The organism is Microbacterium proteolyticum, from assembly GCF_030818075.1.
GTDB classification, from domain to species: Bacteria; Actinomycetota; Actinomycetes; order Actinomycetales; family Microbacteriaceae; genus Microbacterium; species Microbacterium proteolyticum_A.
Map to the genome: position 1 here is coordinate 1,260,539 of NZ_JAUSZZ010000001.1, position 14,787 is coordinate 1,275,325.

Below are 14,787 nucleotides of genomic sequence, written 5' to 3' on the forward strand. Positions count from 1 at the left end.
TCAGAGCGCCGGCGCTCCGGGGGCGCCCGAGGTGTCGGCGCGCCCCATGCTCGTCGCCAGGCGCTCGACGTGGACGATCAGGTACAGCACTTCTTCGTCGGTGAGGGTGGAGCCCGTGGCGGCGAGCACGTACGCCTTCACCGCCTCGGCGATCCCGAACGCCCGGGGGTAGCGGTGCTTCGCGAACTCGAAGAACGACGAGTCGCCGCTGGCGAGCATGGTGCGATCGACGAGGCGCTGCAGCAAGAAGCGCACGTGCAGGATGAAGCGCGCGTAGTCGGGGCTCGTCGTGTCGAGGTCGACGCCGAGCCCGGTCTCGACCGTGCGCACCACGTGCTGCACGCGGCGGAAGAGCAACGCCGCCGTGCCGTTCGGTTCGTCGCGCGTGGCGTTGAGCAGGTGCATCGTCAGGAACACCCCCTCTTCCGGCGGGAGCTCGCGATCGAGGGATGCCGCGATCGAGGCGGCCATGTGCTCGGCGGCGCGCGACTCGTCGGGGTGCAGGATGCGAAGCTCGGGCATCGACGTGCCCGGGATGCGGATGCCCTGGTCGAGTCGCTCGATGACGTAGTTCACGTGGTCGATCACGGCGAGGGGCAGGCGACGGCCGAGGTCGCGGCCCAGCTCGCGTTCGGCCTCGTCTACCGCGCGCAGCACCGCCTGCACGAGCGCGTACGGGGCGTCGGTGAGGAGTTTCTGCGCGTGGGCGGTGTCGCTGCCCTGGTCGAGCACGAAGGTCTTCTCGACCTTCGACGGATCGACGCGGCCGTCGTGCTTGAGCTGGAAGCCGATGCCCCGGCCCATGAGCACCCGCTCGCGGCCGTCGGCGTCGATCGCCACGACGACGTTGTTGTTCAGCAGCTTCTGCACGCCGCCGGGCGGGATGGGGGCTTCACCGGCACCGGGCACGTGAGCATCCTAGGGCGCTGCGTCCCCGCGTGAGGGGTCAGGAACTGTCGCCGGGGGCCGCTCTCGGCGACAAAATTTGACTCCTCACGCGGGTGAGACGGTGCCCAGCCGCGGTGCAGGCGCGCCCCGGTACCCTGGAAACCATGACTGACCAGCCCCCCGTGCGCTCCACCACACCCCGGCAGGCGCGCCCCGCGGGGGCGCCTGCTGACACCGGCATCCGCGAGACGACGCCGAAGAGCACCGGCATCCGCGAGACGCGTCCGCGGACCGCGCCCGCCCGTCAGGTCCGGCCGAAGACCGAGGGGTGGCAGCAGGCCAAAGACGAGACCGGGCGTCCGCTCCTGCAGTTCGCCAGCCCCAAGCGCGGCAAGCCGCCCGTGCATCTCGCCGACCTCACCGCCGCCGAGCGCGTCGCGAAGGTCAAGGAGCTGGGCCTCCCCGGCTTCCGCGCGAAGCAGCTCGAGAAGCACTACTTCACGCACTACACCTCGGATGCCGCCGACATGACCGACCTGCCGGCATCCGGTCGCGAAGAACTCGTCGCAGGGATGCTCCCGCCGCTGCTCACCGAGGTGCGCCGACTCGAGACCGACCGCGGCGACACCATCAAGTTCCTCTGGAAGCTGCACGACGGTGCGCTCGTGGAGTCCGTGCTCATGCGCTACCCCGGCCGCATCACCCTCTGCGTGTCGTCGCAGGCCGGGTGCGGCATGAACTGCCCGTTCTGCGCCACCGGGCAGGCGGGCCTGACCCGCAACATGTCGGCGGCCGAGATCATCGAGCAGATCGTGCGGGCCAACGCCCTCATCGCCGCCGGGGGACTCGGCGGCAAGAAGCGCGACGACCACTCGCTGGACCGCGTCTCGAACATCGTCTTCATGGGCATGGGGGAGCCGCTCGCCAACTACGCGCGCGTCATGCAGGCCGTGCGGGTCATGGTCGACAAGGAGCACGGCCTCGGCATGAGCGCCCGCGGCATCACGGTCTCGACCGTCGGCCTGGTGCCCGCGATCAAGAAGCTCGCCGATGAAGACATCCCGGTGACCTTCGCCCTGTCGCTCCACGCCCCCGACGACGGCCTGCGCGACGAGCTCATCCCGGTGAACTCGCGCTGGAAGGTCGATGAGGCTCTGGATGCCGCGCGCGCCTATTTCGACAAGACCGGGCGCCGCGTGTCGATCGAATACGCCCTGATCAAAGACATGAACGACCACGCCTGGCGCGCCGACCTGCTGGCCGACAAGCTCAACGCCCGCGGTCGGGGCTGGGTGCACGTGAACCCCATCCCGCTGAACCCGACGCCCGGGTCGATCTGGACGGCATCCGAGGTGCCCGTGCAGAACGAGTTCGTGCGGCGCCTCAACGACGCCGGCATCCCGACCACCCTCCGCGACACCCGCGGCAAGGAGATCGACGGCGCGTGCGGCCAGCTCGTCGCGACCGAAGAGGACGAGGTCGCCGCTGCGGCGACGCCGGTCGGCTGAGGTCCCTCCGCGACCGTCCACCGATCGGTGGATGCCGACTCCATCGCTTCGTCGTTCCCGTCGCGGCCGCGTCCGGTCAGACTGAGGGCATGAGCGAGAACGTCGTGCGGGTGGAGAACCTGCGCAAGACCTACCGTGGCGGCCTCGAGGCCCTGCGCGGGGTGAGCTTCGACATCGGCCGTGGCGAGACGTTCGCCCTGCTCGGGCCCAACGGCGCGGGCAAGAGCACCGTCATCGAGATCCTCGAGGGCTACCGCGACCGCACGAGCGGCGAGGTGAGCGTTCTCGGGGTCGACCCGCACCGCGGTGGCCTCGACTGGAAGGCGCGCCTTGGGATCGTGCTGCAGAACACCGGCGAGGCGCCCACGGCGACCGTGCGGGAGCTGCTCGCGCACTTCGCCTCGTTCTACCCACGCCCGCGCGACGTGGATGAGGTGATCGCCGCGGTGGGGCTGAGCGAGAAGGCGAAGGTGAGCGTCCGAAAGCTCTCGGGCGGACAGCGTCGCCGGGTCGACGTCGCCCTCGGCATCATCGGCCGCCCCGAACTGCTGTTCCTCGACGAACCCACGACCGGCTTCGACCCGGAGGTGAGGCGGCAGTTCTGGGAGCTCATCCGGCAGCTGCAGGCCGAGGGCACGACGATCCTGCTGACCACCCACTATCTCGACGAGGCCGCCGAGCTCGCGGAGCGCGCCGCGATCATCGTCGCCGGCGAGGTGGCATCCGTGGGACCGATCGACGACCTCGGCGGCCCCGGGGCACGCGTGCCGATCGTGCGGTGGCGCGAGGGAGACGCGATGCACGAGGAGCGCACCGAGGATCCGGGCGCTTTCGTCGCCGCCCTCTATGCCCGCGGCGGCGAACCCGACCGGCTCGAGGTCGTGCGCCCGAGTCTCGAAGACGTGTACCTGTCGTTCCTCGGCGACGAAGCGCGCCGCACCACGGCGGCCGGAGGCCTCGCGTGAGCCGGGTGCTGCGCCTGGGCGCCGCCCGCATCGTCTTCGAGGTGCGGTCGTACTTCCGGCAGGGCGACTCCGTCTTCTTCACGTTCCTGTTCCCCATGATGATCCTGCTGATCTTCGCCGTCGCCTTCGACGCCCAGACGTTCGGCCCTCCCGGCGACGAGGTGGATGCCGCGCAGTTCTACCTCCCCGCGATGCTCGCCGCGGGCGTGCTGCTGTCGGGCCTGCAGAACATGTCGATCGACATCGCGATGGAACGCAGCGACGGCACGCTCAAGCGCCTCGGCGGCACGCCGCTGAGCCCGGTGTCGTACTTCATCGGCAAGCTCGGCCAGGTGCTGGTCACCGGCTTCCTGCAGTCGGTGCTGCTCATCGTGGTCGCCGCGGTCTTCTTCAGCGTGCCGCTGCCGACGGAGCCCGAGCGCTGGCTCACCTTCGCGTGGGTGTTCCTGCTGGGTGTGACCACCTGCGCGATCCTCGGCATCGGCCTGTCGGCGCTGCCGCGCACCGGTCGCAGCGCCACCGGCGTCGTCATCCCGATCGTGCTGCTGCTGCAGTTCATCTCGGGCGTCTACATCAACTTCGCGGCCCTTCCGGAGTGGCTGCAGAACGTGGCGAGCGTCTTCCCGCTGAAGTGGCTCGCGCAGGGCTTCCGCTCGGTGTTCCTGCCCGAGAGCTTCGCGGATGCCGAGCCCTCAGGCTCGTGGGACCACCCGCTGATCCTCCTCGTGACGGCGCTGTGGCTGGTGGTGGGTCTCGCGCTGGTGCGCGTGACGTTCCGATGGATCCGCAAGGACGCGTGACATGCCGCCTCGCGCGACCCCGTCCAACGTCTCCGCCGCGGTCGACGCGCCCGTCGCGCGCGATCTGGCCGTGTGCGATCGGGTGCAGGGCGTGTGGTGCGGAGTGCGGGGGTGGTCGCTGACGTACGGCGTCGCCGGTCTCGTCGGCGCCGGTACCGCGGTGGTCAGTGCGCTGATGGGCCCAGTGTCGTGGCCCGCCGCTCTCGGCGCCGTCGCGGCCGTCGTGCTGCACGCCGCCGTCGTGCTGCGGAGTCTGCCACGCCTGCTCGGCCACGACGATGCGCGGGCGCTCGCCGGTGTCGTCATGGTATCGACCGTCGTGTTGCTGACGGTTGCCGTCGCGCTCGCACCCTGGGTCGCGATGATCCAGTTCGCCTCGTATCCGCTGCTGTGGGTGGTCTCGTCGCGGCGCCGTGAGGCCATCGGCTGGACAGCGCTGTCGAGCGTCGCGGTCTTCTTGGCGCTGGCCGCGGGTGGCGACGCCAGAGCCTGGGTGAACGCGGCCGTCATCCAGGCGGTCTCGTTCGCGGGCAATATCGGTCTGGGGCTGTGGTTCAGCGCGGTGTATCGCCACGGCACGCAAACCCAGGATCTCCTCGACCGCCTCACGGCCGCGCAAGACGAGCTGGCGGCGCTCCACCGCGACGCGGGCGTCGTGCACGAGCGCGAGCGCTTGGCCGCGGAGCTGCACGACACGATCGCGCAGACTCTCGCGGGCACCGTGCTGCTCGCCCAGCGTGCGCGCCGGGAGCGCGGGGCGGGAACGCTGTCGGACGACACCCTCGCCCTGATCGAAGACGCGGCACGTGAGGCGCTCGCCGAGACGCGCACGCTCGTCGCGGCGGGCGCTCCCGTCTCGCACGGCGAGGGTCTGGCTGCGGCCCTTCCCCTGCTCGTCACGCGTATCGCCCGTGAGTCGGGCCTCGAGATCGCCTCGCGGGTCGACGCCGTCACGGGTCTCGACCGCGAGAGCGAGGTCGCGCTCCTGCGCTGCGCGCAGGAAGGCCTGTCGAACGCGCGTCGGCATTCCGGTGCGGCGCGGATCGAGGTCACGCTCGTCGAGGTCGACGGTGCCGTGGAGCTCCGCGTCGGCGACGACGGCGCGGGCTTCGACCCCGCCGCCCGCGCCGAGGGCTTCGGCCTCGACGGGCTGCGGGCGCGCCTGGCGCATCTAGGCGGTCACCTCCACGTCGACGGCACCCCCGGCGCGGTCGTGGTGACCGCGCGCGTCCCGCGAGAGACGGTGCGCGCGTGATCCGTGTCGTCATCGTCGACGATCACCCGATCGTGCGGGCAGGGCTCGTCGGCATCCTGGATGCCACCGACGACATGACCGTGGTCGGCGTCGCCGCCGACGGCGTCGAGGCGGTGGCCGTCGTCGAGCGCGAGCGACCCGACGTCGTGCTGATGGACATGCGGATGCCACGCCGCGACGGCGATGAGGCGACGGCGCTGCTGCGCGAGGCGGTGCCGGAGACGCGCGTCATCGTGCTGACGACGTACGAGAGCGATGACGTCATCGTGCGCGCGGTCGCGGCGGGGGCGTCCGGATACCTGCTGAAGGCCGCGCCCGAAGCCGAGCTGCTCGCCGGCATCCGCGCCGTGGCCGCCGGGGAGGTCGCGCTGGCCCCGAGCGTGGCGCGGGTGCTCGTCGCGCACGCGGGGCGTCCGGCGTCGACGCCGCTTCTCACGCCGCGCGAGGTCGAGGTGCTCGGCCACGTCGCGCAGGGGCTGAGCAACCGCGAGATCGGGCTGCGCCTGCACCTGGGCGAGGCCACGGTGAAGACGCACCTCCTGAAGGCCTTCGCGAAGCTCGACGTCGCCGACCGCACCCGCGCCGTGACGCGCGCGATGGAGCTCGGCATCCTTTGACGGAGCAACGCCGGCGGGGAGCGGGGGTGTTTCCCTCCGGTTAAATTTTCATCTCTCACTGAAACTTCTGAACGTTTCGCATTGACGGTACAGCGACACCGGTGTTCTCTGGGCGCAGTTCCACCTGCATCCCACCATGGGCGCGGAACGCCGCCCTTTCCCGAGAGGCTCCTGATGAAGAGAAGAATCGCGCTCGCCGTCCTGGTCGCCGGCGCGCTCGCGCTCGCCGGCTGCTCCGGCGGTGGCGGCGATGAGACCGGCCCCGCAGACGTATCCATCCGCGTGGCCGTCACCGACCCGCAGCAACTCATCCCCGGCAGGCAGTCCATCGCCTATGACTTCAACATGGCCGTGTGGTCTCCGCTGGCCTTCCTCCAGTCCGACGGGACTCTGCAGAACGTACAGGCCGAGTCCATCGAGTCGGACGACGCTCAGACGTGGACGATCACGCTCCGCGACGGATGGACGTTCCACGACGGGACCCCTGTCACGGCGCAGAGCTACGTCGACTCCTGGAACGCCGTCGCGTACGGCCCCAACGCCTTCGAGAACTCGGGGCAGTTGGCATCCATCGTCGGATACACCGATCTCAACCCCGCCGAGGGAACGCCGACGACCACGGCGATGTCAGGCCTGACCGTCGTCGACGACCTGACCTTCACGGTGGAGCTGGTCAGTCCCGACGGCCAGTTCCCGCTGCAGGTCACGCAGGCGCAGACCGCGTTCTTCCCGATGCCGGAATCGGCGTTGTCGGACTTCGACGCGTACAACGCGCACCCCGTGGGCAACGGACCGTTTCAGATGACGGGCGACTACGTCGAGAACGAGCCGATCACGGTTTCCGCGTATGACGGGTTCAAGGGCGAGGCCCCGACCGTCAATGAGATCACCTTCGTGCCCTACACCGACTCCGAGACCGCCTACACCGACGTGCTCGCGGGCAACCTCGACGTCGCGGGCGTGCCGGCGAGCCGTCTCATCCAGGCGAGCAGCGACTTCGGAGACCGCCTCTATTCGTTCGAGGCGCCCGGCATCTCGTTCCTCGGCCTGCCCCTGTGGAACCCGCAATACCAAGACGTGCGCGTACGTCAGGCGCTGTCGATGGCGATCGACAGGCAGACGATCATCGACCGCATCTACGGCGGTACGTACACCCCGGCCACCGCGTGGACCCCGGCCATCGAGCCCGGAACGCCGGTGGGGATCTGCGGCGAGTACTGCGATTACGACCCCGACGCGGCGAAGGCACTTCTCGCTGAGGCGGGCGGATTCAGCGGTCCGCTCGAGATCACCTACCCGGGCGGTGGGGGCCTCGACCCCCTCTACGAGGCGATCGCCAACCAGCTGCGGCAGAACCTCGGCATCGACGCGACGGCCACTCCGACCGCGGACTGGGCCGAGTTCCTTCAGAAGCGCACGGATGCCAGCCTCACGGGGCCGTTCTTCTCGCGCTGGGGAGCCCTGTACCCGAGCCAGCAGGCGACGCTGCGGGTGTTCTTCATCGAGGGCGGCGGCTGCGCGAACTGCATCCCCTTCTACAGCCCCCAGGTGAGCGCCGCCATGCAGACGGCCGACGCCGACCTGACGGGCGACGGCACCGCCTACGCCGACGTGCAGGAGATCATCCAGAAGGAGTTCCCCGCGGTGCCCCTGTTCTTCGAGACGTACTCCTACGTCACGTCGGAACGGGTCGCCGATCTCGTGAGTTCCCCGGTGGGCAACCCGACCTATCGCGCGATCCAGTTGCGCTGACCGCCCCGGCCGGCGCGCGGAGCCCCCACCGCGCGCCGGTCGTCGACCCACGGAATCCCCATGCCTTCACTCACCGTCCCACCGCCCGCACTCACGGGCTTTCCCACGGTCGACGCCCTCGAGGCGGCTTTCCTCGCGCTGTCCGAGAGGGCGCCGCATCTGGTGCGCCGCCGCATCCTGGGCTCGTCGCGGCTGGGCGAGCCCATCGCCGTGTACGAGATCGGCGACGGACCCGCACACGCCGTCATCGCCGGGGGCGTGCACCCGAACGAGCCGATCGGCTTCCACACCGCGCTCGCCCTCGCCGAGCGGCTCGTCGCCGACAAGGGCCTGCGCCACGAACTCGACATGACGTTCCACATCGTGCCGTGCATCGACCCCGACGGCACCCGTTTGAACGAGGGATGGTTCGCCTCGCCCAGCGATCGCGGCGCCTACGGGCGGGCCTTCTACCGGCCGGCTCCCGACGAACAGGTCGAGTGGAGTTTTCCCCTCTCCTACAAGCGGCTGCACTTCGACCGGGTGCTCCCCGAGACCCGCGCCCTCGCCGACCTCTTCGACGCGCTCGAGCCGGCCCTGTTCGTGGGGCTGCACAACGCCGAGGTCGGCGGGGTGTACTTCTACGTCAGCCGCGACGACGAGGCGTTGGTGACCGAACTGTCGGCGATCCCCGCCCGCCACGACCTGCCGCTCGACAACGGCGAGCCCGAATCGCCCGACCTCGTGCGCCTGGGCGATGCCGTCTTCCGCTGCCCGACCGTCGCCGAGCGGTACGACTACCTCGAGGGGCTCGGACTCGACCCACTCGCGGAGGCATCCGGCGGAGGGTCGGCCGACTACCTGCAGCGCTACGGCACGCTGATCATGGTCGCCGAACTGCCGTACTGGACGCACGACGACGTCGTCGACGACGCACCGAGCGGGATGCCGTACAAGCGGGTCGTACAGGACCGCGCCGAGCGGCTGCGCGCGCTCGGCGGCACCCTGACGGGCGCGCTCTCGCGCGTCGACGCGTACGTGACGATCCCGAGCCCGATGTTGCGCGGGGCGCGAGCCTTCGCGCCGCTCATGACGGCCCTCGCCGACGCGGAAGACGAGCGGGCACGGCGCCTCGACATCGACCGCATCGCGACGCGGGCGGAGGTCTTTTCGAACGAGGATTCCGTGCGGTCCTTCCGCCTGCGGTTCGGGGGCATGCTCTTGCGGGCACTCGAGGTGGAGTGCGCGGCGGGCGTCGCCCACGACACGGTCCGCCGGGAGTGCGATGCGTTCCGCCGCGTGTACGAGGAGTGGGTCGCCGAGGCGGTACGCGTGCCGCTTCGCCCTCTCCCTCTCGCCGACCTCGTCGGCGTGCAGCTTGACGCCGTCCTCGCGGCGGCCCGCGCGGCGGTGACCGCGTGAGGTTCGCACGCGCCACGGGGCGCCGCCTGTTCGAGGTCGGCATCGTCTTCCTCGGCGTCACCTTCATCATCTACGCGATGGTGTGGGCTCTCCCGGGGGATCCGATCGCGGCGCTGGGCGGTGACCGTCCGCTCCCGCCCACGGTGGTCGCGGAACTACGTCGTCAGTTCCACCTCGACGATCCCCTGTTCCTGCAGTACCTGCGCTACCTCGCCGGTCTGCTCACGGGCGATCTGGGCACGACCTTCGACGGTGTGCCGGTGGCCGACCGGATGGCGGCGCGCTGGCCGGTGACGATCACCCTGGCCCTCACGGCGTGGGTGATCGAGGTCGTGCTGGGGGTTCTCCTCGGCCTGATGGCGGGGCTCCGTAAGAACAGCTGGATCGATCGCGGTGTGCTCCTGACCACGATCCTCGCGACCTCGATCCCCATCTTCGTCGTCGCAGTGGGGGCGCAGCTCATTTTCGGCCTTCAGCTGAAGTGGCTGCCCATCGCGGGGACGACCGCGGGGTGGCCGACGGCGTACATCCTCCCGGCATCCGTCATCGCGATCTTCGGCCTCGCAGCCATCGCGCGCCTCATGCGCGGAAGCGTCATCGACACGCTCCAGTCCGACTTCGTGCGGACGCTGCGGGCGAAGGGCGTGCCGCGGCGCACCATCGTGGGCACGCACGTGATGCGCAACTCCGTCGCGCCCGTCCTCACCTTCGTCGCCATCGACCTGGGGTATCTGCTCGGCGGGGCCGTCGTGGTCGAGGGTGTGTTCAATCTGCCCGGGATCGGGCAGTTGCTGTTCACCGCCATCCGCACGCACGAGGGGCCTACGGTGGTGGGAGTCGGGACGACGCTGATCTTGATCTTCCTGGCGCTGAGCCTGCTGGTCGACCTCGTCAACTCCGCCCTCGACCCGAGGATCCGCCATGTCTGAGATGATCGCCGCCACCGCACCCGACCAGCCGATCTTCGTCCACCGCGGCCTGTGGTCGGTGCTGCGTCGACGGATGACCTTCTGGGCGCCCGTCGCCGTCCTGGCCGTGCTGGGCCTGATCGCCATCGTTCCCGGTCCGATCGCGATGCTGTTCGGCGGCGGGGACCCGCGCGCGTGCGATCTCGTCGACAGCGCCCTGCCGCCCGGCGCCGGCCATCCGTTCGGGACCGACCTGCAGGGGTGCGACATTTACGCGAACGTCGTCTTCGGCACACGCACATCGCTGTCGATCGGCCTGCTGACCACCGCGCTGTGCCTCGTCGTCGCCATCGTGCTCGGCACCATCGCCGGGTACGCGGGAGGTATCGCCGACACGATCATCTCGCGCCTGACCGACATCTTCCTGGGATTCCCGTTCATCCTGGGCGCGATCATCGTGCTCAACAGCCTCGGCAAGCCGGACCCTGTGCTCGTCTCGCTGGTGCTCGCCTTCTTCTCCTGGCCCACGATGGCCCGGCTTGTGCGGGGTGCCGTGCGCAGCGTCCGCGGCGCCGACTACGTTCGCGCGGCGTCCGTCATCGGGCTGTCGCCCGTGCAGATCGTCCTCCGGCACGTGCTTCCCAACGCGATCGGACCGGTGCTCGCCATCGCCGCCACCTTCGTCGGAAGCGTCATCGTCGCCGAGTCGACACTGACCTTCCTCGGGGTGGGGCTGCGCGCCCCGACGATCTCGTGGGGTCTGCAACTGGCCAACGCGCAGTCGTACGTCGGCACGGCCCCACACATGCTCCTGTTCCCCGCGCTCTTCCTCAGCATCACCGTGCTGGCGCTCATCACGCTGGGCGACACCGTGCGCGACGCCCTCGACCCGAAAGGACGCTGACCGTGTCGACCCCTTCCTCCGTCCCCGCCGCGACGCTCACCGATGCCACCGCCCCGGACGCCCCCGCCACCGCGCTCGGGTCCGCGTCGACGCTCGGGGACAGTGCGGCGACATCGGAAGCCGCCGCAGCCCGACGTGACGAGCTCCTCCGCGCGGGCGCCGCCTACGTCGCCCAGTGGATCGGCTTTCAGCACGAGCTGCGGGGGGTTCCCGGCATCCAGGTCGCGATCCGCCACCGCGGCGAGCTGCTGCTCGACGAGGCATGGGGCGTCGCCGACGCCGCGACGTCCGAGCCGCTGACGACGCGCCATCTGTTCCGCATCGCTTCGCACTCGAAGACGTTCACCGCGACCGCGGTGCTGCAGCTCGTCGAACGGGGGATGCTGCGCCTCGACGACGCGCTCTCTCGATGGCTGCCCGACCTGGCGGATGCCGAGGTGGGCGCGGTCACCGTGCGCGAGCTGCTGGGGCACCAGGGCGGCGTCATCCGCGACGGCGTCGTCGCCGACTTCTGGCAGCGCGGGTTGCCGTTCCCGGATCGTGCCGAGATCCTTCGCATGGCGGCGGAGGAAGGGCGGGTGTTCGCCCCGAACGAGCACTTCAAGTATTCAAATGTCGGGTACTCGCTGCTGGGTCTCGTGATCGAGGCCGCGGCGGGGATCTCGTACGCGCAATACGTCGTCGACAACATCGTGCGGCCGCTCGGCCTCGACGATCTCGGACCCGAATGGGACCCCGACCGCGCCGACGACTTCGCCGCCGGTCACAGCGCAGCGCTTCAGGCGGGTGCGCCGCGGCGCGTGATCCCCCACGTCGACACTCGCGCCATGGCGGCGGCGACCGGGTGGTTCGGCACCGCGCGAGACCTCTCGGCCTACCTCGCCGCGCACACGCCCGGCGACGACACCCTCGTCTCGGACGCGTCGAAGCGGCTGCTGCAGCGGCGGGAGTCCGACGTCGAGCACGCCGGCGTCGTCCGGCACTATGGGCTCGGCTTCGACGTGCGCGACCTCGACGGCGTGGTCCTCATCGGGCACAGCGGAGGCTACCCCGGCCACATCACGCGCACGTGGCTCGACCTCGATGACGACATCGTCGTGAGCGTGCTGACCAACGCCATCGACGGGCCCGCCGACGTTCTCGCGACGGGGGCCGTCGGCATCCTGCGCCTGGCCCTCGCTCAACTCGACCGCGAGCCGGGTGAAGCCGAGACAACGGGGCGGTTCGCGAGTATGTGGAGCGTGGCCGACCTCGTCGACTTCGGCGGGGCCACCGTGGTGCTGCACCCGGCCGACCCCGATCCCGCCCGCTCCGCCGAGGTGCTCGACGTCGACGCCGACGGGACCCTGTGTCTGCCGACCCGCGCGAGCTTCGGGGCCACCGGGGAGCCCGTGAGCGTCGAGCGGGATGCCGCGGGCGGCGTCGACTCGATCCGGTTGAGCGGCATGTCGATGTGGCCCTTCGACCGCTATCGCTACGCTCTGTCGACGGAGCAGCCGTCGGAGCTGCTGAAGGGGATGGCCCTGTGACGGACGAAGAACGCGCCGAGACCGAACGCCCGCACGCCGACATTCCGGCCACTGCCCCCTCCGATGTGCTCGACGAGGCCGTGAGCGCGTTCGTGGAGGACTTCGCGTACGCGTGGGGCGCCGCCGGTAACCCGCGGATGGAGGGCCGCGTCCTCGCGCTCCTGCTGATCGTCGACGAGCCCTACCTGTCGTCCGCCCGCATCGCCGACCTCCTGCAGGCGAGCGCGGGCGCGGTCTCGATGTCGACCCGGGCGCTGGTGAACCTCGGCTTCCTCAAACGCCACGCCATTCCCGGCGACCGCAGCCACTACTTCCGCACCGAGGACGACGTGTGGGGAGGCTTCCTCGCCGGTGAGCGCGACTACGTCCGCCGCATCAACTCGACCCTCGAGTTCGGACTCGACGTGCTCCCCGAGGACGCGTCGCGGCCGCGGACGCGTCTGACCAATGCTCTGCGCTACATGACATGGCTCGTCGGGCACCACCGCAAGATGCTGGCCGAGTGGCAGGAGTACCGCGACAGCACCCTCGCCGCCGACGCATCGGCCACGCCCTCCGGGCCGACGCCCGCCGACGCCCTCGACGGGGAGCAGGGCTCGTGACCGCTCCCGTGCTCGAGGTCACCGGCCTCGAGGTGGTCTTCGACGTCGGCGGCGAAGACGTCGTCGCCGTCTCGGGGCTCGACCTGACAGTCGGCCGCGGGGAGATCGTCGCGCTCGTGGGCGAGTCGGGCTCGGGCAAGAGCGTCAGCGCTCTCGCCCTCGTCGGGTTGCTCCCCGAGCGGGCGCGCGTGCGCGGCACCGCGCTGTTCGGGGGCGTCGACCTCCTCGCGCTCGATGAGAACCGCTTGAACGCGATCCGCGGCTCGCGCATCGCCGTCGTCTTCCAGGACCCGATGAACGCTCTCGATCCCGTCTTCCCCATCGGTCGTCAGATCGACGAGGTGCTGCGCGTGCACCGACCTGGGATGGACCGCGCCGCGCGGCGGGCGCGCGTGATCGAGCTTCTGACGATGGTGGAGATTCCGGATGCCGCCGCGCGGGTGCGCTCCTACCCGCACCAGCTGTCGGGGGGTCAGGCGCAGCGCGTCATGATCGCGATGGCCCTGGCCTGCGATCCGGAACTCATCATCGCGGACGAGCCGACGACCGCGCTCGACGTCACCGTGCAGCGTGAGGTGCTCGACGTGATGCGGCGGCTACGCGAGCGCACCGGCACCGCCATGCTGCTCATCACGCACGACATGGGCGTGGTCGCCGACATGGCCGACAGTGTCGTGGTCCTGCGCCGCGGCGAGGTGCAGGAGCGCGCCGACGTGCAGCGCATCTTCGACGCCCCGTCGGCTTCCTACACGCGCGAGCTGCTCTCCGCCGTTCCTCGCCTGGGCACCTCGGAGCGCACCGGGGTCGCCGCAGAGGGAGAGACCGTGCTCGACGTCGAGGGGCTGACGGTCGTCTACGGCCGTGGGGCACGAGCCCTCACGGCCGTAGACGACGTGAGCCTGCGGATCGCTCGCGGACACACCACGGCCCTCGTCGGCGAGTCGGGATCGGGCAAGAGCACCATCGGCATGTGCGCGCTGGGGCTTGCCCCGATCACCTCGGGGCGTGTGCTCATCGACGGCGTCGACCTGCGCACCGCTCGCCGGACGGAGTCGCTCGCGGTCAAGCGGTCGGTCGGGGTCGTCTTCCAGAACTCCACCGCGGCGCTCGACCCCCGCATGAGCATCGGGGCGTCGATCGCCGAGCCGTTGCGGGCGCACACCTCCCTCTCGGGGCGTGAACGCGATGCGCGCGTGGCCGCGCTGTTGTCGGACGTCGAGCTCCCGGCATCCTGGGCCGGTCGTTTTCCACACGAGCTGTCGGGTGGTCAGCGCCAGCGCGTCGCGATCGCGCGGGCGATCGCGCTCGAGCCTCGGCTGTTGGTGGCGGATGAGCCCACGTCGGCGCTCGACGTGTCGGTGCAGGCGACCGTTCTCGACCTGGTGCGGCGGCTGCAGGAGGAGCTGCGGTTCGCGTGTCTGTTCATCAGCCACGACCTCGCGGTCGTCGACCAGCTGAGCGACCGGGTCGTCGTGCTCCAACGGGGCCGGATCGTCGAGGAGGGCACGCGTCGCGAGGTGCTCACCTCCCCGCGCGAGGAGTACACCCGGGCGCTCATCGCCGCCGTGCCCGTCCCCGATCCGCGCGAGCAGGCGAGACGTCGCTCCGCGGCGGCCTGACACCCGGGCTCGGGCTCAGCGGTGGAACCCCGGGCCCGT

13 protein-coding genes are annotated in these 14,787 nt (G+C 70.6%); 12 read left to right on the plus strand and 1 reads right to left on the minus strand.

Annotated features, from left to right (window positions below; genetic code table 11):
* Positions 1 to 909, minus strand: a complete 909-nt coding sequence (locus QE392_RS05825) for a PRD domain-containing protein (protein ID WP_307449339.1) — start codon at positions 907 to 909, stop codon at positions 1 to 3.
* Positions 910 to 1,052: 143 nt separating this feature from the next.
* On the opposite strand from QE392_RS05825, the gene rlmN reads away from it, so the two are divergent.
* The 12 genes from rlmN (at position 1,053) to QE392_RS05885 (ending at position 14,748) form a co-directional block, all read left to right on the plus strand.
* Positions 1,053 to 2,396, plus strand: coding sequence for a 23S rRNA (adenine(2503)-C(2))-methyltransferase RlmN (rlmN, locus tag QE392_RS05830; protein ID WP_307449341.1), 1,344 nt, complete (start codon positions 1,053 to 1,055; stop codon positions 2,394 to 2,396).
* A gap of 89 nt (positions 2,397 to 2,485) precedes the next feature.
* Positions 2,486 to 3,361, plus strand: a complete 876-nt coding sequence (locus tag QE392_RS05835; RefSeq protein ID WP_307449344.1) for an ABC transporter ATP-binding protein — start codon at positions 2,486 to 2,488, stop codon at positions 3,359 to 3,361.
* The gene (locus QE392_RS05840) at positions 3,358 to 4,161 is read left to right on the plus strand and encodes an ABC transporter permease (protein ID WP_307449347.1); all 804 of its coding nucleotides are present in this window, start codon (positions 3,358 to 3,360) and stop codon (positions 4,159 to 4,161) included. Before QE392_RS05835 ends, QE392_RS05840 begins: the two co-directional genes overlap by 4 nt.
* 1 nt (position 4,162) lies before the next feature.
* Positions 4,163 to 5,416, plus strand: coding sequence for a sensor histidine kinase (locus tag QE392_RS05845; protein WP_307449350.1), 1,254 nt, complete (start codon positions 4,163 to 4,165; stop codon positions 5,414 to 5,416).
* Positions 5,413 to 6,033 carry a response regulator gene (locus QE392_RS05850; RefSeq protein ID WP_307449354.1) on the plus strand — a complete coding sequence of 207 codons (621 nt, stop codon included), beginning with the start codon at positions 5,413 to 5,415 and terminating at the stop codon, positions 6,031 to 6,033. The genes QE392_RS05845 and QE392_RS05850 overlap by 4 nt, the downstream gene beginning before the upstream one ends.
* Positions 6,034 to 6,207: 174 nt before the next feature.
* Positions 6,208 to 7,785 carry a peptide ABC transporter substrate-binding protein gene (locus tag QE392_RS05855; protein ID WP_307449357.1) on the plus strand — a complete coding sequence of 526 codons (1,578 nt, stop codon included), beginning with the start codon at positions 6,208 to 6,210 and terminating at the stop codon, positions 7,783 to 7,785.
* Positions 7,786 to 7,845: 60 nt separating this feature from the next.
* Entirely contained in the window at positions 7,846 to 9,186 is a 1,341-nt protein-coding gene (locus QE392_RS05860; RefSeq protein WP_307449360.1) for a M14 family zinc carboxypeptidase, read from the plus strand.
* Positions 9,183 to 10,115: an ABC transporter permease gene (locus QE392_RS05865; RefSeq protein ID WP_307449363.1), complete on the plus strand. Its 933-nt coding sequence runs from the start codon at positions 9,183 to 9,185 to the stop codon at positions 10,113 to 10,115. The genes QE392_RS05860 and QE392_RS05865 overlap by 4 nt, the downstream gene beginning before the upstream one ends.
* Positions 10,108 to 10,998, plus strand: a complete 891-nt coding sequence (locus tag QE392_RS05870) for an ABC transporter permease (protein WP_307449367.1) — start codon at positions 10,108 to 10,110, stop codon at positions 10,996 to 10,998. Before QE392_RS05865 ends, QE392_RS05870 begins: the two co-directional genes overlap by 8 nt.
* A 2-nt stretch (positions 10,999 to 11,000) precedes the next feature.
* A complete protein-coding gene (locus QE392_RS05875; RefSeq protein WP_307449370.1) occupies positions 11,001 to 12,527 on the plus strand; it encodes a serine hydrolase domain-containing protein in 1,527 nt (508 codons plus the stop codon).
* The gene (locus tag QE392_RS05880) at positions 12,524 to 13,129 is read left to right on the plus strand and encodes a GbsR/MarR family transcriptional regulator (protein WP_307449373.1); all 606 of its coding nucleotides are present in this window, start codon (positions 12,524 to 12,526) and stop codon (positions 13,127 to 13,129) included. The genes QE392_RS05875 and QE392_RS05880 overlap by 4 nt, the downstream gene beginning before the upstream one ends.
* Positions 13,126 to 14,748 (plus strand): ABC transporter ATP-binding protein, encoded by a 1,623-nt coding sequence (locus tag QE392_RS05885; protein WP_307449376.1) that lies wholly within the window; start codon positions 13,126 to 13,128, stop codon positions 14,746 to 14,748. Before QE392_RS05880 ends, QE392_RS05885 begins: the two co-directional genes overlap by 4 nt.
* Positions 14,749 to 14,787 lie beyond the last annotated feature (39 nt).